The following is a 21,276-nucleotide window of genomic DNA, read 5'->3' on the forward strand; positions in this document are numbered from 1 at the left end:
CAGTCGGTCAAAGGTTGTATGCGAGTGCATCCACAGCGGAGATCACGGCGTCTTCTGCTGCCCGCTCACCTACGGTCACCCGCACTCCCTCGCCGGGGAACATCCGGACCGAGACACCCTGCGCGACGCAGGCCGCTTCGAGCGCAGAAGCTCTCTTGCCGAGAGGGATCCACACGAAGTTGGCACCGCTCGGGACCGTCTCGACGCCGCGCAGAGCCAATTGCTCACGTAGGTGAGAACGACCCTCGGTCACCGTTTCGACTATCGAATCGGTGTGTGCCGGATCGGTCAGGGCCGCGCAGGCCGCGGCCTCGGCAACGGCGCTGAGCCCGAAGGGCGGTGCAGCGCTGCGAAGATCCGCTGCGATCGCCGAGTTGGTGACGGCATAGCCGGCACGAAGTCCGGCCAATCCGTAAGCCTTGGAGAAGGTTCGGAAGACGACGATGTTGGGAAAGGCTCGAAGCAGGTCGACGCCGTCGACGTCGCTGGTCGCGAACTCCCGGTAGGCCTCGTCCAGGAGGATGAGGACGTCGCTCGGGATTGCACGGGCGAACGAGACGAACTCGGCGGTCGAGAACTCGCTACCGGTCGGATTGTTGGGGTTGCAGACGAGTACCGCGCGGGTTTGCGGGGTCACCGCCGCCGCCATTGCACTCAGATCGTGCCGATGTTCGGAATCGAGTGCGACGGGGACACCGCTCGCCCCGGCGATTCCGATCAGTATCGGGTACGCCTCGTAGCTGCGCCACGGGTAGACGACCTCGGTGCCCGGACCCGTGTACGCAGTCAATACCTGCTGGAGCAGTGCCAACGAACCGGCGCCGACCAATACCTGGTCGTCGCCGACGCCCAGGCGGCCGCTCAACCGAGCGATCAGCGTGTCGCCGAACAGCGACGGATACAAGTGCGAGTGTGAGGCCGCGAGATTGACGGCCTCGAGAATGGCCGCCGAGGGTGCAACCGTCGACTCGTTGCTCGACGCCCGCCACCGAACCTGCTCGAGGCCGGCGGCTTTGGAGTATCGAGGGAGTGCTTCGATTTCGGGTCGGGGGCGAGGCCTCAGCGCACCGGGCGCGCTCATGCCAGGGCGCCGATCGCGTTCTCCGCGGCCGCAACAAGTGCACCCGATGCCGCCAAGTCCACCGCGGCCTCGATCTCGGGGGACAGGAAGCGATCGGTACCCGGCCCCTGCACCTTCTCGCGCAGGGTCCGAAGGACGGCTCCGGTGGCGGGGGAGGGCTCGAGTGGGGAGCGCAAATCGATTCCTCGTGCTGCAGTCAGTATCTCGATCGCGAGAACTCGGGTGAGACCGTCGATGGACCGGCGGAGCTTGCGTGCACCCGACCATCCCATGGAGACGTGATCTTCCTGCATGGCCGAGGAGGGAATCGAATCGACACTGGCCGGGCTCGCGAGTCGCTTGAGTTCGGACACGATGGCAGCTTGTGTGTACTGCGCGATCATCAGTCCGCTGTCGACACCGGGGTCGTCGGCGAGGAAGGGGGTCAGACCGTGATTGCGTGCTACGTCGAGGAAGCGATCGGTGCGGCGTTCGCTGATACCCGCGACATCCGCGGTCACGATGGCGAGGAAGTCCAAGACGTAAGCGACGGGAGCTCCGTGGAAGTTACCGTTGGATCGAACCCGTCCGTCGAGGGTGACAACGGGATTGTCGACAGCACTGGCCAATTCGCGCCCGGCGACGAGGCGGGCGTGATCGACGGTGTCGCGTGCGCCGCCGGCGACCTGCGGTGCGCACCGCAGTGAGTACGCGTCTTGAACCCTGGTGCAGTCAGGGCCCGCGTGGCTGGCGACGATCGGGGAGTCGGCAAGCAAGCGCACCATGTTCGAGGCGGCCGCGCCCTGTCCGGGGTGGGGGCGAAGCGCCTGAAGATCGGCGGCGAACACTTGATCTGTGCCGAGCAAGCCCTCGACGCTCATAGCGGCAGCGATGTCGGCCAACTTGAGCAGATGATCGAGATCGGTGATCGCAAGGGCCAGTTGGCCGAGCATCCCGTCGGTACCGTTGATCAGTGCGAGGCCTTCCTTCTCGGCCAGAACCACCGGTTCGAGGCCATGAGCAGCCAATGCCGTTGCCGCATCGGTGAGTTCACCGTCGGCGGTGCGGACGGAACCTTCACCGATGATTGCCATCGCCACATGCGCCAGTGGTGCCAGATCTCCCGAGCATCCGAGGCTGCCGTATTCGTGCACCACCGGGGTGATGCCTGCGGTGAGTAGGTCGGCGTACGCCTGTGCGACTACAGGGCGCACTCCGGTCCGCCCGGTGGCGAGCGTCGACAGACGCAGAAGCATCAAGGCCCGGATCACTTCGCGTTCGACTTCCGGTCCCGAACCTGCCGCATGTGAGCGGATCAGGCTGCGCTGCAACTGTGTCCGCAGATGCGCCGGAATGTGCCGGGTGGCAAGTGCGCCGAATCCGGTGGAAACTCCGTAGACCGGTGTGGGGTCTGCGGCCAGCGCTTCGATGCGTGCACGACTTTCGGCGATCGCGGCCAGTGATTCCGCGGTCAATGCAACGCCGTATCCGTTGCGCGCGACGTCGACGACGTCGGCGATGGTGACAGCGCCGATTCCGACCTCGATGGTTCGGGTGGCTGTCTGGGTGGCAGGGGTGGCGTTCATGGGACTCCAATGATGATGCGTGGCTATCTAACAAAGTCTTGTATACGAGACTCTAGTCTTGAATATGAGACGAAAACAAGGCCCGCAAAGTACGGAACGGAGAAATTGGCTACATGTCTGCGGTCGGGGTCTCCACCATTCGATCTCCGAGATCGGCGGAGAACTCGGCGCTGACGGCGCGCACTCGGTCGGCGATCAGGGCACTCTCCTCGGCCGATTTGGAGCCGGAGAGGAAGGTGACGCCGAGAGCTGCGACCGGACGACCGTCCCGTGTGATCACGGGGCTGGCGATGCAGTTGATCCCGGATGTCGTCGCATTCCCTTCGACCGCATATCCGCTCTCACGTGCTGCGGCGAGCAGTTCTCGCAGTTCGGCGAGCGTCGACGGACCCGTTCCGGTCCGCGTCGGCCAGGTGTACCCCTCGTAGAGCGCGCTGATCTGTTCCACGTCCAGACGGCTCAGAATCGCCCGCCCGACTGCGGTGAGATGCGCCGGAAGGCGGGTCCCGATCTCGGTCACCAACCGAACGCCGGGCTTCAGAGGTTCACGTTTGTCGAGGTAGATGACGTCAGAACCCTGAAGTACCGCCAGATGGGAGGTCTCGTCGGTCGACTGAGTGAGTGCCAGCATGAATCGTTGGCCCTCACGGTGAAGTGGGCCGGACCGCATGTACGACGCACCGACTTCGAACGCCGAGACACCCAGGGTCCAGGCGCGTTGATCAGCCCAGTACGAGACGAACCGTCGATCCCGCATGACATTGAGGAGGTGATGCGTCGTACTCTTCGGCAGCTCGAGGGCGCTGGAGATTTCTGCCGTCGCCAGCGGCACACCCCGGCGGGCCAGGAGATCGAGCACGTCGAGCACGCGCTCAGCAGATTTCACGCGGCTCGTCGTCATATGGGGTGTGTCCTTACGGGTAGGGCTGAGGTGGGAGCGGGGAACCACATTGTCTCGGATACGAGACTGAATCGCCAAGTGCTCGGATACGAGACTGAATCGCCAAGTGCTCGGGGTGGTCAGGGTGTCTGGCTGCCGAGTTCCGCGGACAACCGGGCGCAGTGCTCCACCAAGACGCGGCCGTGGCTGGCGCAGACCTCGTCCGTCAGACGGAATGTCGGGCCCACGACGCTGAGCGCTCCGGCTATCTGACCGACCGCGTTGTAGATCGGCGCGGCAACTCCGGTCGAGTGATCCTCGATGGTGTCGTGCGCAATGGCGTACCCGCTCTCGCCTACCTTGCCGCTCAACGCTGCGCCGACGGCGGTGCCGTCCAGGGGAACGCTCTGGCCCACCCACCCCATGTGGCGGATCGCGTGCGTGCCCTCGATCTGATCGAGATACAGCGCAGTGTCTTTCGGTCCCTTCGTCGACAGGTAGGTCGACTCTCTCGTGGTTTCGGCGATGGCCTTCATCGCGGGCCGCGCTCTCGGCAACAGTTGATTGTCACCGAGTGCGCGAGCCCCGATCTGTAGTAGCCGCGGGCCGACGCGATAGACGTTGTCCTCGCCGCGGACGACGAACTCGGTTTGTTCGAGGCTTCTGATCAGGCGAAGCGCGGTACTGGTTGCCAGATCGGTTGCCTTGGCGGCGTCGCCGAGCGTCAACCCGCCGTGCTCGACGATCGCACCGAGAAGTTCGAACGTGCGATTCGCGCTGCGGGTCACGTCGCCGGGGGCCATGTCCTACTCCAAGTGCCGAGGGATGTCTGCGCTGAATCTATCGCGAGCCCGGCAGTACCTCACCGTGGTGCTCGTCCAGCAGGGGACTGCGGCGGACATCGGGGCGTCGGCTATCACCGAACACGACGGGTTGTCGTACGTAGGAGATTTTTCCTGCTACCGGGTGCTCGAACGATTCGACGACTCCGCGATACTCGGCCTGCGCGGAGGTGAGTGCCTGCTGGACGTCCCAGATTTCCGAGCCGGCGAGGCCCGCGTCGCCGAGAATACCGACCACGTCGGCGACGGTCTTTCCGGCAGCCCAGTTTTCGATCTCCTTGCGCAGTGCCGGTTCGTTCTCGGTCCGGGCGGTGTCGTCGGCAAATCGGGGATCTGCGATCAGGTCGACGCGATTCATCGTCTGCGCCAGCTTCTCGAAACCCGACTGGCTCGCAACTGCGAGGACGAAGAGTCCGTCGTCGGCCTTGTAGGTGTCGAACGGTGTTGACACCGGATGACGGTTGCCGACGCGTGGGGGAGTGAGCCCGGTGGATTGCAGTTGGCTGTGTGCTGTCGGCAGCATGGCGAGCATGCTGTCGAACATCGCGACGTCAAGGTGCTGCCCGAGTCCGCTCGCCCGTGCACTCAGCAGGGCGGTACTGATTCCCCAGGCGGCGAACAGCCCGGCGACCAGGTCTCCGAACGACTCACCCAACCGTGTCGGCCCGGATTCCTCCGAACCGGTGATGCTCATGATTCCCGAAAGAGCCTGGACTACAAGGTCGTAGGCGGCGGCTCCGGACATGGGCCCGTCCTGTCCGAAACCGGAGATGGACGCGTACACGATGCGCGGATTGCGAGCCCGCGCAGCCTCGTAGTCGATTCCCAGGCGCTTGGTGACGCCGGGGCGAAAGTTTTCGACGACGACGTCGGCGGTCTCGATGAGCGTCAGCAGCGCCTCACGGTCCTCGTCGTTCTTGAGGTTGAGTGCCACCGAACGCTTGCCACGATTGAGCACGTTGAAGTAGATGCTCTCGCCGTCGCGGAACGGGCCGAGGTGCCGAGAGTCTTCACCGTGTTCGGATTCGATCTTGACGACGTCCGCACCGGCGTCGGAAAGCAGTGCGGTGCAGTAGGGTCCGGCAAGGACGCGCGAGAGGTCGATTACCCGGATGCCGTCGAGTGGGGGAAGTGCAGTCATGTCCGCGCCTTTCAGAACTCGGTGGAACGCGGCGACGGAGCATTGCCGGCAATGGTGAGCAACTGGATCTGCGAGGTGCCCTCGAAGATGCGGAGAATGCGGCAATCGCGGTACAGGCGTTCGATTTCCGATTCGCGCATGAAACCTGCGCCACCGTGGATCTGTACGGTTTGATCGACGATCGAGAAGCAGGCTTCGGTGGCGACGTACTTCGAAATCGATGCGGCGCGGCGGATGTCCTGACCGGCGTCCTTGACGTCGGCGGCCCAGTCTGCGGTGACGCGTGATGCGACAAGTTGCGCGTCGCAGCCACCGAGGAGTAGCTGGATTGCCTGGAAGTCGAAGATCGGCGTGCCGAACTGCTTTCGCTCCGTTGCGTACTCGCGTCCCAGTTCCCAAGCGCGCAGAGCGATGCCGTTTGCCATTGCCGCTACGTCGATGCGTGCTCGGTTCAGGGCGGTCAAGGCAATGTTGCCGCCGCGACCTTCGGTGCCGATCACGGAGTCGAGCGGCAGAACGACGTCGTCGAGGTAGACGGTGTACGTCGGGGCCGAACGAATTCCCATCTTGTCCTGCGGCTCCGAGTAGCTGATTCCCGGAGTTCCCTTGGGGACGACGAAGGCGGTGATGCCTCGGAATCCTGCGCTCGGGTCCGTCTTGGCGAAGAGCACGACCAGGTCGGCTTCCTTGGCGTTGGAGATGTACGTCTTCGATCCGGAGAGATGCCAGCCGTCGTCCTCGCGTCGGGCGACGGTACGCATCGAGGCGATGTCGGAGCCGGCATCGGGTTCTGTGAGTGCAAAGCCGGCCAGTAGTTCGCCCGACGCGAGCTGGGGCAACCAGCGATGCTTCTGCTCTTCGGAGCCGCCGACGAGAATCGGCTCGAGGCCCAGGTAGTGGGCGGTGTAGATCGATGCCAGCGCGGCGTCGGTGCGTGCAACTTCTTCGATGGCGACCAGTTGGGTTCGTGTCGACAGACCCAGCCCGCCGAATTCCTCGGGCACGGAAATGCCCATGAGGTCCTGCTGCCCGAGGCGCTTGACCAGCTGCGCCGGGAACTCCTTGGACTCGTCGCGTGCGGCTGCTCCTGGGTGGATCTCGGCGTTGGCGAAGGCTCGGACAGTGCTGCGGAACTCTGCGAGATCGACGCTGTCGGTGTCGGGCGCGGTCTGGGTAGTCACGGGGGCTCCTTCGAGGCGGAATAGTTACGAATTTCATCTAATGAAATCTAATTGCCACTAGTTGGCATGGACTGACTATGGCCGAGGGTGGCGAATTTGTCCAGGGGTGAAGTTGTTGTGTCGCGGCTCACGTTCTGCAATGATCAACTTGTCTAAGCCTGTATAGACAAGTTGATTGCGGATCGAACCCACTACAAGTCGGAAGCAGCGTGGCTTTCGACGGAAGGTGCTGACATGAGCCTCGTTTCAGTCGACACGACACCGGACTCCGAGAATGTGAGGAGGGTGTCCAGTACGTATTTCGAGGGCTTGTCGGCGGATCGATACGCTGCGCTCGCCGAAGACCGCAAGCTGGCGATTGTCGCCGCGCACATGGACCTTTCGCGTCGACGAGGACACAACTCGTCGATCTCGCGACTCGCGCCGGCCGGGGAGTTAGGGGATGGCCCCGCGATTCAATACGTCGGCGACGACATGCCGCAGCTCGTCGAAGCGGTCTTGGCGACACTTGCCCGTGCCCGCGTGGAACCTGAATTCGTGGTGCACCCCGTGCTTCGCACAGCCGTACAACCGGCGCACAGCACCGAAGACGCCCGGGCCGGGGAGCGCACCGAATCATGGATCCACATAGGACTACCCGCACACTGTTCGGACGCGCAGGCGCAGGTGATCGCGGACGACGTCGCCGGAATCCTCGACCGTATCGCGCGTGCCTTCCGCGATTCCGTGCCCCTGCGGGACCTCGTCGACGAGGCGCGCGAGCAACTGGACTCGAACGGCTACGCCGAAGAAGCTGACTTTCTCCGGTGGTGCAGCGCCGGAAACTTCAGTGTCATCGGTGGTGCGCGAACTGTCGACAGTGACGAGCCGTACGCCATCGGCGTGCTCCCCGATCCAACCGGCTCTTCGGATTCGAAAGCGGCGCCCCTCGCGATTGCAGTGGTGTACCTCCGGCAAGGGTTCGGTGGATCCGAATACGCCACCGAGATCGACGTGTCCGTCGGCGACCGTGCGTACCGATTCGTCGGGTTCTTCACCGCGACCGGTATCGTCGCCGACGTCAGGCGAACCCCGCTCGTGCGAGGACGCGTCGCAGAAATCTTCGAGGCCTCAGGATCCACCGTCGATTCGTTTGTCGGACAATCGATGCTGGCAGTGATTCAGTCGATTCCGGTCACAGTGCTCCTGGCGGCCGAGCCGGCCCGAATCGCGGACGCGCTGGACGAACTCACTTCCGTGGACGGCCGCACATCGATCCATCTGTTCTTGCAACCGGTGGGAAGTTCCCCGGTGACAGGGCGAGATCAAGAGTTGTCGGCTTTGCTCTTCGTTCCGCGCGAGAAATTCAGTACGACGATCAGAACAACGGCCGAGTCGGTACTCGCCGACGCACTCGGTGCCCACAATATCGAGTTCTCCAGTCGAGTCTCGGAATCCCCCTTGGCCGTCGTACATTTCACGGCCACAGTCGGCGGCGGCGCGAACTTCGCGTCGGCGCGACAAGCACGGGAGATTCGGGACCTCGTCGTCGACGCGTGCCTGACGTGGGACGAACGATTCGTTCTGGATGCTTCGCACTACGACGAGCGGCGCAGGCGTGCTCGGTTCGCCGAGCGCGTTCCGGTGGCATACAAGCAGGATTTCGACGCTGTCCGAGCCGCCGAGGACATGGCGGTGTTCGAGGGCCTCGCGCCCGGAGAAGTAAGTCCAAGGTTGGCCCGTTCTGTCGACGGACCGGGTACTCACCGTCTCGGGCTGTACGTCTCGGGTGATCCGCTCTCGCTGGGCGAGGTGCTGCCCGTATTGCAGAGCCTGGGCGTCGAAGTGGTCGACGAGCGTCCGTACGAGATCGCACCGGCGGGAACCGAACAGTCCAGGATCTACGAGTTCACGCTCGACTATCCGAGTGCTCCGGTCGAAGGCTTCGACAACTTTGCCGCGCGATTCGCGGCGACGTTTGCCGCGGTTCGAAACGGTGACGCCGAGCCGGACTCGTTCAACGAATTGGTCGCGATCGCGGGACTCGGCTGGAAACAGGTAGTGGTGCTGCGGGCATACGCGGAGTTCTTGCAGCAAGCGGGATTTCCTTACAGCACCGGTCGCGTCGCCGAGGTACTTGCCGATCATCCCGAGATCGCCGGCAGATTGTGCGAATTGTTCGAGAGCCGTTTCGATCCTGACGTCGTCGACGGAGATCGAGGTGCACGTGCAGCAGCGGACGTGGAAACGGCCGTGGCGCAGGTGCAAGGACTCGACGCCGATCGGATCCTGCGCGCGTTGTCCGAACTGGTCCGTAACACGTTGCGTACCAACTATTTCGTGTATCCGACTCAATCGCTCGGCGCGCTCTCGTTGAAGTTCGATTCGGAGAAGCTGTCCGTATTGCCTTTCCCTCGACCGAAGTTCGAGATATTCGTGTACTCACCCGATGTAGCAGGTGTGCACCTTCGTTTCGGTACGGTGGCTCGCGGCGGCTTGCGCTGGTCGGATCGGAAAGAGGACTTTCGCACCGAGGTACTGGGATTGGTGAAGGCGCAGGCAGTCAAGAACGCAGTCATCGTGCCTGTCGGAGCGAAGGGCGGATTTGTCGTCAAACGCCCACCGGTTCCAGGGCGGGGCGCAGACGCAGACCGAGAAGCTGCGTTGGCGGCCGGGATCGATTGCTACCGATCCTTCATTCGCGGACTACTCGATCTGACCGACAACGTCGACAAGCAGAGCGGGGCCGTTGTCGCGGCGCGGCGGGTCGTTCGCCACGACGGAGACGACACGTATCTTGTTGTCGCCGCGGACAAGGGAACTGCGAAGTTCTCCGACATCGCGAACGAGGTTGCCGCGGAGTACGGATTCTGGCTCGGCGACGCCTTCGCGTCCGGCGGGTCGGTCGGCTACGACCACAAAGCCATGGGTATCACGGCGAAGGGCGCCTGGGAAAGTGTCAAGCGGCACTTCCGTGAGCTCGGCGTCGATACCCAGCACGATGACTTCACCGCGGTGGGGATCGGAGACATGAGTGGCGACGTCTTCGGCAACGGTATGTTGTGCAGCAAGCACATTCGCCTGATCGCGGCGTTCGATCATCGGCACGTGTTCGTCGATCCGGACCCGTCGCCTGAGCGCTCGTACGACGAGCGATCACGTCTCTTTGCGCTCCCCCGATCCTCGTGGGCCGACTACGACCCGACCTTGATCAGTGCCGGCGGCGGAGTGTGGGAACGCTCGGCGAAGCGCGTTCCGATCAGTGACGAGATACGAGAGGCACTGGGCCTCGAGGACGACGTCACCGACCTGACTCCACCGCAACTGGTTCGGGCGATTTTGCGGTCCCCGGCAGATCTGTTGTGGAACGGCGGCATCGGAACGTACGTCAAGGCCTCCGGTGAGTCCGACCTCGAAGTCGGCGACAAGAGCAACGACGCCGTTCGGGTGAACGGCAACGAAGTGCGTGCCCGAGTGATCGGTGAAGGAGGCAATCTCGGCCTCACCCAGGCCGGACGGATCGAATACGCACGCGGCGGTGGACGGATCAACACAGACGCCCTCGACAATTCGGCCGGAGTCGATTGTTCCGACCACGAGGTGAACATCAAGATCCTTCTCGACTCTCTGATCAGCTCAGGCGTCGTCACGGACTCACGTCGTGACGCACTACTCGAATCGCTGACCGACCAGGTCGCAAAACTCGTTCTCGCAGACAACCGTTCGCAGAACGAACTGATGGGTACCACGCGGGCGGATGCGGGGGCGATGATCGGTGTGCACGGCAGAGTGATTTCCAACCTCGAATCGCGCGGGATCGTCGACCGTGTCATCGAAGGGTTTCCGACCAAGAAGCAGTTCGCCGCGGCCGAGAAGTCGGGAACGGGGCTGACGTCGCCGGAACTCGCCACACTGATGGCCCACGTCAAGCTCGATCTGAAATCCACGCTGTTGGCGGGAAGCTCGATCGACAACCAGATCTACCGCCAGGTGCTGGCGAACTATTTTCCGGAGGGCGTTCGAGTTGCAGGGGGTGACGCTCTCGACCGGCACCCACTTCGTCGCGAGATCGTCGCGACAGTGCTGACGAACAACGTCATCGATCGAGGCGGCATCACCTATGCGTATCGGCTCGGTGAAGAAGTCGGCGCTGATCCGGAAGACGCAGTACGTGCCTTCACTGTGGTCTCCGAGGTGTTCGGACTGTGGGGGTTGTGGCACGACATCAGCGAAGCCTCGATCTCGACCGCAGTGTCCGACGAGTTGATCCTGCTCACCAGGCGACTGCTCGACCGGGCGTCACGGTGGATGCTGACACGTCGTCCGCAACCGCTGGCCGTCGGGGCCGAGATCAGCAGATTCGGTGATCGCATCGCGGAGGCGTCGGCAGAGCTCGATGGCTGGCTGGTAGGCGCAGATCAGCGGAACCTGGCTGCGCGAACGGTCCTCATCACGGACAAAGGCGCGCCGGAGAACCTGGTCAGGCGAGTGGAGATATTGCTCGATCAGTTCGGACTGCTCGACGTGGTGGAGATCGCGGACCTCGCCGATCGGACGATCTCGGAGACCGGCGAACTCTATTTCCGGCTCGGTGAGCATGTTGGGCTCGTCCCGATGCTCAATCGAGTGTCGGCGTTGAGCAAGGACGGAAAATGGAACGCGTTGGCGAGGTTGTCGTTGCGGGACGAGTTGTACTCGACGGTGCGGGCCCTGACCCTCGACGTCTTGGCCGACGCGGAAGCGGGTGACACGACAGCGGAAAAACTCTCGAGGTGGGAAGAAAGGAATGCGTCGAGAATCGAGAGGTCCACTCTCGCGCTCGCAGAGATCGAGGCGTCCGGGCAACACGATCTTGCTGCGCTTTCGGTTGCGACGAGCCAATTGCGGCGCATGGTGGGTTAGGTCCGGCGCGGACGCTCGCGGATGGATCGGAAAGGTGCACGAGGCGGATAGACTTCGGAGGCCGAACGGGAGAACCGACTCGGTGGTTTTCGACGAACGGGTGGTGGCGATGGCGATTGCCGAAGTGGACGCAGAACTCGCCGTGCTGTTCAACGAGGCAGGCGGCGAGTCCGCCCCTGCCTACGAACGGGTCAAGAACCTCGTGGTCTCGCAGATCAACTCGGGTCGGTGGACCGAAGGCGATCAGCTGCCTTCGGAGAATCAACTGGTCAGTGCGCTGGGGTTGTCACGAATGACGATCAATCGAGCGCTTCGCGAACTCACCAGCGACGGTCTGATCGTGCGGATGATGGGGGTCGGTACTTTTGTCGCCGCCACGAAGACCGCGTCCCCGCTGTTCGAAGTCAAGAACATCGCCGACGAGATTCAGCGCCGCGGCCACCGTCATCGAACCGAGGTCGTCTTCGTTCGTGAGGAAGAAACCGACCACGGGCAGACGTTCCTTCGTGAATCGGTGGGCAAACGGGTGTTCCATTCGCTGATGGTGCACTTCGAGGACGAAACTCCGATTCAGGTGGAAGACCGATTCGTGAATCCGAACGAGGCGCCCGACTATCTGCGCCAGGACTTCACCGCGATCACCCCCAACAACTACTTGAGTGACGTTGCGCCTCTGGTTCGCGGCGAGCATGTCGTGGAAGCGGTGTTGGGTAGCCCGGACGAATGCGAGCTGTTACGCATCGATCGCGGGGAACCGTGCCTGCTGATTCGCCGCCGCACCTGGTCGGCTAACGGATTGGTCAGCGCGGCGCGCTTGATCCATCCGGGTTCACGCAATCGCTTGGAAGGAACCTTCGAGCGCTGATCGTTTCGAATGGCGAATCCTGAACACTCGCTCGTCCGATTGCACCATTTTCGGGGCCGACTTCGGTGCAATCGACCAGGACGTGACTGCGAGCACACTGAGATCATGGGTGGACGGTTATTGCTTCCGCAACCTCACTTCCCGACGAGTGAGACCTGAGCGGATCCCAGCAACGCCGTCTACGCCGCTCGCTTCCATGATCGAAGGAGTTCGACCTGTGACCGACTTGCCCAAGGACCTACTTGTCGCCCCGAAGTGGCAGGAACGCCTCGACGAACTGGCAGCCAAGCATTCGGTACCGGGCGCGCAGGTCGGTGTGATCGCGCTGGGCGAAGACTGCGCGGCGGATATCCGTGTCATCACCACCGGAGTGACGAGCCTGAACACGCGCGTCGACGTCGACGCAGACACCCTGTTCCAGTACGGATCCGCGAGCAAGATCTGGACGACGACGCTGATCATGCAGCTCGTCGACGAGGGCAAGCTGACGCTGGACACCCTGGTGGTGGAGGTGCTTCCGGAGTTCACGATCGCGGATCCTTCCAACACGAAGGAAATCACGATCCGCCAGTTGCTCACGCACACAAGCGGTATCGACGGAGACCTGTTCAACGACACCGGTGACGGTGACGACTGCGTCGAGAAGTACGTCGACGAACTCGCGACCGCGATCAGCGTCACCGAGCCCGGCGGGCATCTGAGTTACAGCAACGCGGGTTTTGCCGTTGCCGGCCGCATCGTCGAGGTCCTTCGTGAGATGACGTGGGACGAGGCGTTGGTCGAATATCTCTGGAAGCCACTCGGATTGACGCACATCATCACCAAGGCCAAGGACGCGCCGCTGTTCCGCACGGCCGTCGGCCACGTGGCCAACCCGGATCGGACGTCGCCGGACAAGGTGATTCCGACCAAGCAGTGGCTGCTTCCGCGCGGTATCGGTCCGGCCGGGATCATCACCGGATCGGTCAGCTCGCTCCTGACCTTCGGTGCTGCACACATGCGTGACGGACTCGCATTGACGGGTGAACGCATTCTGTCCGAAGAATCCGCGCGCCTGATGCGCACTCCGCAATTCGACCTGACCGCGGTCTCGAGCGTCGATCAGGCCTGGGGTCTCGGCTGGATCCTGTCCGACTGGGGTGGCGTGACGTCCGCGCAGCACGGTGGTGCGACGATCGGCCAGATCACTCGTTTTCACACCTTCCCCGAGCTCGGTCTCGCCATGGCCGTGGTGACCAACTCGCGTGGCGGCGGCGCCCTGGCCCACGACATCGAGAAGGAGATCGCCCAGGAGCTCGATCTCGTTCTGCCGGAGCCGAAGTCCGAGCCGAATGCGGAAGACATCGACCTGTCGCACATTCTCGGAACCTATGAATCGACAACCGTGCGAATCGAACTCACGCGCGGCGAGGACGGCGGATTCCAGGTGCAGAACTTCGCCAAGGTCGAGATCGACGGCGAGCCGCCGGCTCCGCCCACCAAGGTCGTGCCTCTGTCCGCCTCCCGGTTCTTGATCAGTAACGAGAGCGCTTCGGGTGAGATGGCTCATCTCACGATCGATGGCGAGCAATATCTCTACATGACAAGGCTTTTCAAGAAGATTTCCGACTAGTCGCGGCGATTCTCTCCGCTGAATGAAATCTCGGGCAGGTCGAAGGCGATGAGGGCCCTCGACCTGCCCGCACTACTTTTCGAGGAAAACTCATGATGAAACCTCTCGCTCCTTTTCCGGACGTGAATCACCCCGCGGCACTGGATGCTTACGGCCTTGCGCCGGTCATCGACGGTCACAACGATCTGGCCTGGACGGCTCGCGAAACTGCCGCATACTCGGTGGAGAATCTCGAGAAGGATTCCATCTTCCAAACCGACATCGACAAACTCGGTCGCGGCGGCGTCGGTGCGCAGTTCTGGTCGGTTTACACCCCGTGTGACCGGACGGAGCCAGAGGCGGTTCAGTACACACTCGAACAGATCGACTACGTGTACCGGATGATCGAGCGATATCCGGATACTTTCGAATTCGCGCGTACAGGTGACGACGTGCGTCGCATCTGGAGCGAGGGCAAGGTCGCGTCCTTGTTGGGCGCGGAGGGCGGTCACAGCATCGGCAGCTCGCTCGGTGTCCTGAGAATGATGGCGCGCCTTGGTCTTCGGTACATGACGCTGACGCACAACGACAACACCGGGTGGGCGGACTCCGCGACGGACACTCGAGTACACGGCGGGCTGACCGACTTCGGTCGCGAGATCGTGCGCGAAATGAATCGGCTCGGCGTACTCGTCGACCTGTCGCACGTCTCGGTGGAAACGATGAGAGATGCCATCGAGACGTCTTCGGCGCCGGTGATTTTCAGCCATTCGTCGTGCTCTCAGCTGTGCGGTCACCCCCGTAATGTTCCCGACGACGTCATGCGACTGCTCGCGGACAACGGCGGGGTCATCATGATCGCCTTTGTACCCATGTTCCTTTCTGCCGAGTACAACGAGTGGTTCAAAGGCGGGCGAGTCGGCCCACGACCGGCGATGACAGTGGACCATCTCGCCGACCACGTCGAGCATGCCCGAGACGTCGCGGGCATCGACCACATCGGTTTGGGCAGTGACTACGATGGGTTCGACGACTTTCCGGACGGTATGCAGGACGTATCCGGTTTCGCGGTGTTGATAGACCGTCTGGCGGAACGCGGTTGGTCCGCGGAGGACTTGGCAAAGCTGATGGGCAACAACGTGTTGCGTGTGCTCGACGAGACCAGTGCGGCCTCGATGTCGAGCCTTTCCTAGCCGTATCGACGCCCGAGAAGATGAGGATGAGAATGAAGAAGATTCGTACCGTTGCACTGAAGCTGGTTGCTTCGGTGTCCGTAGTTCTGGTTGTGCTGGTATCGATAGCGCTCGTATTCAATGTCGGCTCCAGCAAAGCGAGCGTTCCGGCCGGGGAGACGGGCAACCAGTTCGTGTCCGTCGACGGAAAGAACATGAGCTACTCGATCCGCGGCAACGGCGATCAGACCATAGTGCTGTTACCCGGGTTCGGAACGTCCGCACCGATTCTCGACTTCACACCGCTTGTCAACGAGCTCGCACCTGACTACCGCGTCGTCACGATCGAGCCCTTCGGTTACGGCTACAGTGATGGAACGGACAAGGACCGCACGACTGCGAACATCGTCGAAGAGATTCATACGGCAGTACAGTCGCTGGGAATTGACGAATACATCCTCATGGGGCACTCGATCACTGGTCTCTATGCGCTGGACTACACCGCGAAGTACCGTGACGAGGTCACCGCATTCGTGGGTATCGACAGCAGTGTTCCAGGGCAGCCGAACATGGATACCAAATTCCCGATCGACGCACTCCGAGTTGGAAGGCAATTGGGCTTGGCGGAATTGCTGTCCAAGGTCGTCGGTGGTGAAGCCTCGGACGAGTACCTCGATCCCGCCGCAAAGGACGAGATGCGACAGTTGACTGCGAAGAACAACTTCAGCGATACCTATCTCAACGAGATGGATCATCTTTCGAGTAACTTTGCTGAAGCAATCGGCAAGACGTTCCCAGCCGATCTTCCGATTCTGTTGTTCGCCGTGAACAATTCAGAAGTTCAGGGCTGGACAGAGCTGCACGAGGGGCAGGCAGCCTCCGTCGATCACGGAGAGGTGATCTTGCTGGACGGAGACCACTACCTGCACCACACCAGGTCGAAGGAAATCGCCGAGAACCTCGGAAGGTTCTTGGGTGAGCTGAACTGAATCCGGAAGGACGTTAAAGTTGGAGGCGGGGCCATCGAGTCGAGATGGTCCCGCTTCTTTCTTCTCCACTGATCGTTCGGAGGCATTGTGGCGCAGACCTGGTCACGCGAAGAACTAGTGAGCGAGCTGGACTCGGCGTATTCGAAACTCGAAGCGTTACTCGACGGCGTCGCCGAGGCCGATGCGTTCGACGCCGTTGCCGTCGATGCGTGGACGGTGCACGACGTACTCGCTGTGCGTGTCTGGTGGGCAGAGGCCGTCGCAGAGTGGATAGGTGCCGGGCTGCGAGACGAGGCTCCGCAGACGCCGGCGGCGGGTTACAAGTGGACGCAAACACCCGCACTGAACCAGTCGGTTGTCGACGCGAGCATCGACATTCCGGCTCAGGAGCTTCGTGACCGCTTGGGAGCTGCTGTTGCGATGTTGCGCAACTACATCGAGACCCTTGACGATGATCAACTGCTGTCGGTCGGGGTTTTCTCGTGGACCCGGACGTGGCCGGTCTCGAGGTGGATCGCCGTCAACACGATCACCCAATACGCGTCGTTGTCGAAAATGATTCGGCGAGTGCTGAAGTCGAACAATCAGCTCTGAAGTCGATGCATCCGCCACACCGTCGGTCCGTCAGTCAGTGAGATTTCGCCTGCTATCGTGAAACCGAACCGTTGGTACAGCGGTAGATTTCGTTCGGTCGACGTATCGAGCCAGCAATTCTGTTCGGTTCGATCCAGTTCCGCCAAAGCATGTTTCAGTAGCGCAGAACCCAATCCGGTTCCGCGTGAGCGCGGCGTCGTACCGATCGTTGCCAACGACCACGCGTTGTCGGGGACGGGAAGCGCAGACAGTTGTTCGTCAGCCTGAAGAACGCGCTCGAACCGATCTCCGTGCAGTTCGACGATCTTCTCGACGGTCGCTTCATCAGGCTCTGGAGCGTCCGGCGGCAGGACTGCGATGACGCCGTTGCCGGAATCGTCTATGTAGGAACGCCCGAACGGTAGTGCCAGGTGTTCGAGGTAGATCCGTTGCAGAGTCGCGACGCGTTCCACGTGGGAGTCTTCGGCGACGCACCAGTTCGTCCAGGGGTAGTCGGCAAACGCCTCGCCGAGAACCTCGGCGGCACGGTCGAGGTCGTCGATGGACAGCGGTCGAACAGAATTCTGCATAGTGCCACTTCAGCACAGTGAGGTCTTCCGTCGCCACTCGATTTCGGCGGTGTAGCAGGTGCGCGGGCCGTGGTCACGTACTTGTGAGTTCATTCAAGAAAGTTGGACGAGGCTGTCGATCCTGCGTTGACTGGTAGTGATCGGGCAATCGCCGAGCTGTCAACTCCGGGCACGTGAGATCCGGGTACGGCGATTCTCCGCGAAAGGAACAGATATGAACAGGCTCGAAAGCAAGAGTGTAGTGATCACAGGCGCCGCCAGTGGAATCGGGCGTGCAGCAGCACAACTCATGGCGGCAGAGGGCGCCAAGGTGTTGGTCGCCGACCTCGATCCTGTGCGTGCAGAGGAAGCGGCGGTGGCGATTCGCGAGACCGGTGGCAATGCACTGGGTTTCGGCGTCGATGTCATGAACGAGGACTCTCTGGCAGCGATGATCGAAAAGGCGGTCGCCGAATTCGGCGGCATCAACGTCCTGTGTAATCACGTGGGCGGTAGTAACCCGCGCAAGGATCTCGACCTGCTCCGGATGGACTTGGACGAGTGGGATCGCGTGATGTCGCTCAACGTCCGCAGCACTGTCGTCGCTTCACGACTTGCCATTCCGCACATGAACAGTGCCGGTGGAGGATCGATCGTCAACACGGCCTCGGTAGGTGGATTGATCGGGGATTCCCTGCAGTCTGCCTACGGATCCGCCAAAGCGGCAGTCATTCGTCTGACGCAGTACATCGCAGTCCAGTACGGAGCAAACGGCGTTCGGTGCAATGCCGTAGCGCCGGGCGCGATCATGACACCCGCTCTCGTGGACAACATCCCCGCTGATGTCATCGACGGCATGAAGCAGGCAAACGCCCTGCCTTACCTCGGCGAACCCGAAGACATCGCGCATGCCATGGTCTACCTGGCTTCGGACGAATCTCGCTACATGACGGGGCAGACCCTGGTGGTCGACGGCGGACTCACCAGCAAGAGTCCGCTCGCGACCGGCCGTTCGTCGATGTTGAGCTGAATCAGCTCCGCCAACCGCTGGGGCCGGCGCCCAGAACCTCGATGGATCCCTGACTGGCGTGTGAATGCTTGGTGCGGTGCGTCATTCGCCACTTTCCGTCGATCCGCGCCCATGAGTCGTGGTAGTCGCCGAGGGTGAAGAAGTTCAGGTGAGCCTTGCTCCCGGTGCCCACATGCATGTCGCTGACATAGGAGCAGCTGGTGGCGAGATCGCCGACCACCTCGACCAGCACGTTACCGATCAGATGTTGGGTGGGACCGCACTCGTCGAGGAACGAGCGGATGGACGCCACTACCTCGGCGGGTCCGCGCAGAGTTCCGGTGCCCAATTCTGCCGTAGCGTCCGGCGTCATGATCCGGTGGAGTTCATCCCACTCTCGCGCATCCATGGCTCGGGCGAACTCGAAGATGGAGCGGGTGATCTCGCGTTCGTCGAGAAGAGTGGTGATGTCGATGCTCATGCTGTGCGCCTTTCTTAACGTCGGGGGGTTAATAAAGGCGCACAGCAGATGTCAGCGGTTGAGCAGCTTGCGCATCGCTTCGGCAGCACCCTTGACCATCTTGTCTCGGGGGAAGCCACTGCGCTTCTTGGCGCCTTCGTAGTTTCCTGCAGCCACCCAGATCGGGCCGTCGGCAAGGTGTTCGAGACCTTCACGTGCAACATCTTCGGGCTCTGCGACGTTCATGCCCGGGATGTCGAAGTTCAGTCCCGCGCGAATCATAGCGGGTGTGCGAGTGACACCGAGAATGAACTCGACGACGTGAACGCCGTACGGCTGGAGTTCGAGCCACAGGCTTTCGGCGAAGATGCGCCCGAATGCCTTGGACGCCGCGTAGATGCTCTGGTGCTCGGAGCCCATGAATCCGGCCAGCGAACCGAGCAGCATGATGCCGCCGCGTCCGCGATCCTTCATCAATCCGCCGAAGTGGTGCGAGAGTTCGAGCTGCTTGTTGATGTTCAGCTCGATGACTCCGGCAAATCCCGTCAGATCTCCGGTGACGAACTCGTGGCCGTAGCTGTTGGCGCCGGCGTTGAAAATGAGGAGACCAACCTCGACGTCGTCGGTGACAGCCTTGATCTGATCGAGCGCGTCCGGAACGAGCAGATCCAATGCGAGAGTGCGTACTTCGACGCCGTTGGCGCGTGCCTTGGCCGCGGTCTCCTCGAGCGGGCCCGGCTTGCGGGCGATGAGAACGAGGTTGATGCCGATCTTGCTGAGCTCGTCGGCGAACCCTGCGCCGACACCTTCTGAACCGCCGGCGATGACTGCCCACGGGCCGTAGTACTGAGGATCGATCATTACTACCTTCTTCGAAAGATGTTGGCTTGACTAGTGAAACGGAGTCGGTACGGGTTCGCTGTCGTCGACGATCGGCTGAGGCACCGGCTCGTCGTTGAGGATCTCGAGTTCGCCCGCTGTTGCAGCGTTCACGATGGACGCGATCAAGGCGCCGCACTGCTTGCGAGGGGCACCGGGTCGTCCCTCTCGCTGCCCGAATTCACGGTCGTCGGCGATTTCGAGGCACTGGGCGCGGGCCTGGTCACTCCACTGAACGGTGGTGTGTTCCCAACTGTTCTTCTGGACCAGGACCTGAGCCTTGCACTCAGCGCACTGAAGAGGCTGCATCTTCGTCTGCCTTCTTTGCAGCGAGGTTGTCTTCGACTTCCTTCTGCCAGGCTGCGACGGGTCGCGCGGTGTCGAGTTCGAATTCGAAGCGCTCGGTCATCTCGGGAGCGATGTCCGCGACATCGACGTAGAACTGTTCGTACCAGCGACGGAGCTGGTAGACCGGGCCGTCTTCTTCGCACAGGAGCGGGTTCTCGATGCGAGTCTTGTTCTTCCAGATCTCGACGTCCTGCTCGAAGCCCTTGGCGATGAACGTGCCGAAGTTCGCGGCCATCGCGTCGGCGGCTTCACCCTGGAAGCGATCCGACTTCTTGACGATGATGCCGTACTGGAGCACGAACTTGTCAGCGCTGACCGGGTAGTGGCAGTTGATGAGCACAGAGTCGACGTTGTAGTCCTCGTACTCGTAGGTCAGGTCGTCGACCATGAAGGAGGGGCCGAAGTACGTGGCAACCGAGTTGCTGCCGACCATCTTCGGGGTGCCTGCTGCGTGGGGACGCATGTCCGAGCGAGCGACGCCGCGCATGTACTGCGTTGCGGCGTGGCCTTCGAAGACGTTCTTGAAGTACGTCGGGAAGGAGTAGTGCACGTAGAAGAAGTGCGCCATGTCGACGATGTTGTCGACGATTTCGCGGCAGTTGGTGTCGACGGTCGTGGTGTACCAGACCCAGTCGCTCCACTCGTCGCTGAGCGCGCCTTCGATGCGGGGGATAGCCACGTCGTCGGTCGGCGGGTTGCCCTCGGGGTCGTGCCAGACGAAGAGCATGCCGTCCTGGTCGAGGGTTTGCCAGGCGCGCGTCTTGGCCAGCGGGGGGACGCGGCGTGCGTACGGAATCTTCTGGCACTTGCCGTTGCCGCCCCAGCGCCAATCGTGGAACGGACAGGCAATGGCGTCGCCCTTGATGGTGCCCTGGCTCAAGTCGCCACCCATGTGACGGCAGTACGCGTCGAGGATCTTGACGTTGCCTTCACTGTCGGCGAAGACGACCAGTTTGGTGCCGAACGCCTCGATGGAGTGCGGCTGGCCGTCCTTGAAGGACTCCGTGAGTCCAATGCAGTGCCATCCACGCGCAAAGCGTGTAGGCGCGGTTCCAGCTTGGATCTCGCGAACCTCGTCGTTGTCGGACTGAGTGATCGTCACGATGAGTCCCGTCCTTTCCAGGGGCAGTGTCGACGCCCGACGCTAGGGGAGCGTGAATTGCCTCTGGGGTCTCGTCTCACTGGCCGGGATCAGCGGCGAGCGCGAGGATCCGGCGGCTGATCCCGGCCTCCGGGACTTCCGATCACCG

Annotated in this window: 18 protein-coding genes; 7 read left to right on the top strand and 11 right to left on the bottom strand. The window is 62.2% G+C overall.

Annotated elements, in window-relative coordinates:
* Positions 1–7 precede the first annotated feature (7 nt).
* The 6 genes from P3G66_RS01500 to P3G66_RS01525 all read right to left on the bottom strand — a co-directional run bounded on the left by P3G66_RS01500 (position 8) and on the right by P3G66_RS01525 (position 6,690).
* Entirely contained in the window at positions 8–1,081 is a 1,074-nt protein-coding gene (locus P3G66_RS01500; protein WP_136470850.1) for a histidinol-phosphate transaminase, read from the bottom strand.
* Positions 1,078–2,646 (bottom strand): histidine ammonia-lyase, encoded by a 1,569-nt coding sequence (hutH, locus tag P3G66_RS01505; protein WP_007732730.1) that lies wholly within the window; start codon positions 2,644–2,646, stop codon positions 1,078–1,080. Before hutH ends, P3G66_RS01500 begins: the two co-directional genes overlap by 4 nt.
* A 109-nt stretch (positions 2,647–2,755) precedes the next feature.
* Positions 2,756–3,547, bottom strand: a complete 792-nt coding sequence (locus tag P3G66_RS01510; RefSeq protein WP_276116095.1) for an IclR family transcriptional regulator — start codon at positions 3,545–3,547, stop codon at positions 2,756–2,758.
* Positions 3,548–3,666: 119 nt separating this feature from the next.
* The gene (locus P3G66_RS01515) at positions 3,667–4,329 is read right to left on the bottom strand and encodes an IclR family transcriptional regulator (RefSeq protein ID WP_003939923.1); all 663 of its coding nucleotides are present in this window, start codon (positions 4,327–4,329) and stop codon (positions 3,667–3,669) included.
* Between the two features lie 37 nt (positions 4,330–4,366).
* Entirely contained in the window at positions 4,367–5,509 is a 1,143-nt protein-coding gene (locus P3G66_RS01520) for a CoA transferase (protein ID WP_003940060.1), read from the bottom strand.
* Positions 5,510–5,520: 11 nt separating this feature from the next.
* On the bottom strand, positions 5,521–6,690 hold the full coding sequence (locus P3G66_RS01525; RefSeq protein ID WP_007732726.1) for an acyl-CoA dehydrogenase family protein: 1,170 nt from the start codon (positions 6,688–6,690) through the stop codon (positions 5,521–5,523).
* Positions 6,691–6,924: 234 nt separating this feature from the next.
* Here P3G66_RS01525 and P3G66_RS01530 point away from each other — a divergent pair, with 234 nt between their 5' ends.
* The 6 genes from P3G66_RS01530 (at position 6,925) to P3G66_RS01555 (ending at position 16,782) form a co-directional block, all read left to right on the top strand.
* Positions 6,925–11,571, top strand: coding sequence for an NAD-glutamate dehydrogenase domain-containing protein (locus P3G66_RS01530; RefSeq protein WP_276116096.1), 4,647 nt, complete (start codon positions 6,925–6,927; stop codon positions 11,569–11,571).
* 109 nt (positions 11,572–11,680) lie between these two features.
* Entirely contained in the window at positions 11,681–12,436 is a 756-nt protein-coding gene (gene hutC, locus P3G66_RS01535) for a histidine utilization repressor (protein WP_024487384.1), read from the top strand.
* Positions 12,437–12,653: 217 nt separating this feature from the next.
* Positions 12,654–14,048 carry a serine hydrolase domain-containing protein gene (locus P3G66_RS01540; protein ID WP_007732720.1) on the top strand — a complete coding sequence of 465 codons (1,395 nt, stop codon included), beginning with the start codon at positions 12,654–12,656 and terminating at the stop codon, positions 14,046–14,048.
* A gap of 92 nt (positions 14,049–14,140) precedes the next feature.
* Positions 14,141–15,220, top strand: coding sequence for a dipeptidase (locus tag P3G66_RS01545; protein ID WP_007732718.1), 1,080 nt, complete (start codon positions 14,141–14,143; stop codon positions 15,218–15,220).
* Between the two features lie 32 nt (positions 15,221–15,252).
* The gene (locus tag P3G66_RS01550) at positions 15,253–16,188 is read left to right on the top strand and encodes an alpha/beta hydrolase (RefSeq protein ID WP_007732711.1); all 936 of its coding nucleotides are present in this window, start codon (positions 15,253–15,255) and stop codon (positions 16,186–16,188) included.
* 87 nt (positions 16,189–16,275) lie between these two features.
* The gene (locus tag P3G66_RS01555; protein ID WP_007732702.1) at positions 16,276–16,782 is read left to right on the top strand and encodes a ClbS/DfsB family four-helix bundle protein; all 507 of its coding nucleotides are present in this window, start codon (positions 16,276–16,278) and stop codon (positions 16,780–16,782) included.
* On the opposite strand, the gene P3G66_RS01560 is transcribed toward P3G66_RS01555, so the two are convergent.
* Positions 16,773–17,351, bottom strand: coding sequence for a GNAT family N-acetyltransferase (locus P3G66_RS01560; RefSeq protein WP_007732700.1), 579 nt, complete (start codon positions 17,349–17,351; stop codon positions 16,773–16,775). The genes P3G66_RS01555 and P3G66_RS01560 overlap by 10 nt on opposite strands.
* Before the next feature lie 214 nt (positions 17,352–17,565).
* Between P3G66_RS01560 and P3G66_RS01565 the strand changes: the two genes are divergently transcribed.
* Positions 17,566–18,360: an SDR family NAD(P)-dependent oxidoreductase gene (locus P3G66_RS01565; RefSeq protein ID WP_007732699.1), complete on the top strand. Its 795-nt coding sequence runs from the start codon at positions 17,566–17,568 to the stop codon at positions 18,358–18,360.
* Position 18,361: 1 nt separating this feature from the next.
* Here P3G66_RS01565 and P3G66_RS01570 read toward each other — a convergent pair whose 3' ends face one another.
* Genes P3G66_RS01570 through P3G66_RS01585 form a run of 4 tightly spaced genes read right to left on the bottom strand, consistent with a single transcriptional unit; the run spans position 18,362 to position 21,128 of the window.
* Positions 18,362–18,820, bottom strand: coding sequence for a nuclear transport factor 2 family protein (locus tag P3G66_RS01570; RefSeq protein WP_007732698.1), 459 nt, complete (start codon positions 18,818–18,820; stop codon positions 18,362–18,364).
* Positions 18,821–18,871: 51 nt separating this feature from the next.
* Positions 18,872–19,660 carry an SDR family NAD(P)-dependent oxidoreductase gene (locus tag P3G66_RS01575; RefSeq protein ID WP_020909164.1) on the bottom strand — a complete coding sequence of 263 codons (789 nt, stop codon included), beginning with the start codon at positions 19,658–19,660 and terminating at the stop codon, positions 18,872–18,874.
* A gap of 30 nt (positions 19,661–19,690) precedes the next feature.
* Positions 19,691–19,987: a hypothetical protein gene (locus P3G66_RS01580; protein WP_003940353.1), complete on the bottom strand. Its 297-nt coding sequence runs from the start codon at positions 19,985–19,987 to the stop codon at positions 19,691–19,693.
* Positions 19,965–21,128, bottom strand: a complete 1,164-nt coding sequence (locus P3G66_RS01585; protein WP_003940257.1) for a Rieske 2Fe-2S domain-containing protein — start codon at positions 21,126–21,128, stop codon at positions 19,965–19,967. Before P3G66_RS01585 ends, P3G66_RS01580 begins: the two co-directional genes overlap by 23 nt.
* Positions 21,129–21,276 lie beyond the last annotated feature (148 nt).

Source organism: Rhodococcus sp. C3V, assembly GCF_029269915.1.
Lineage (GTDB): Bacteria > Actinomycetota > Actinomycetes > Mycobacteriales > Mycobacteriaceae > Rhodococcus_F > Rhodococcus_F qingshengii.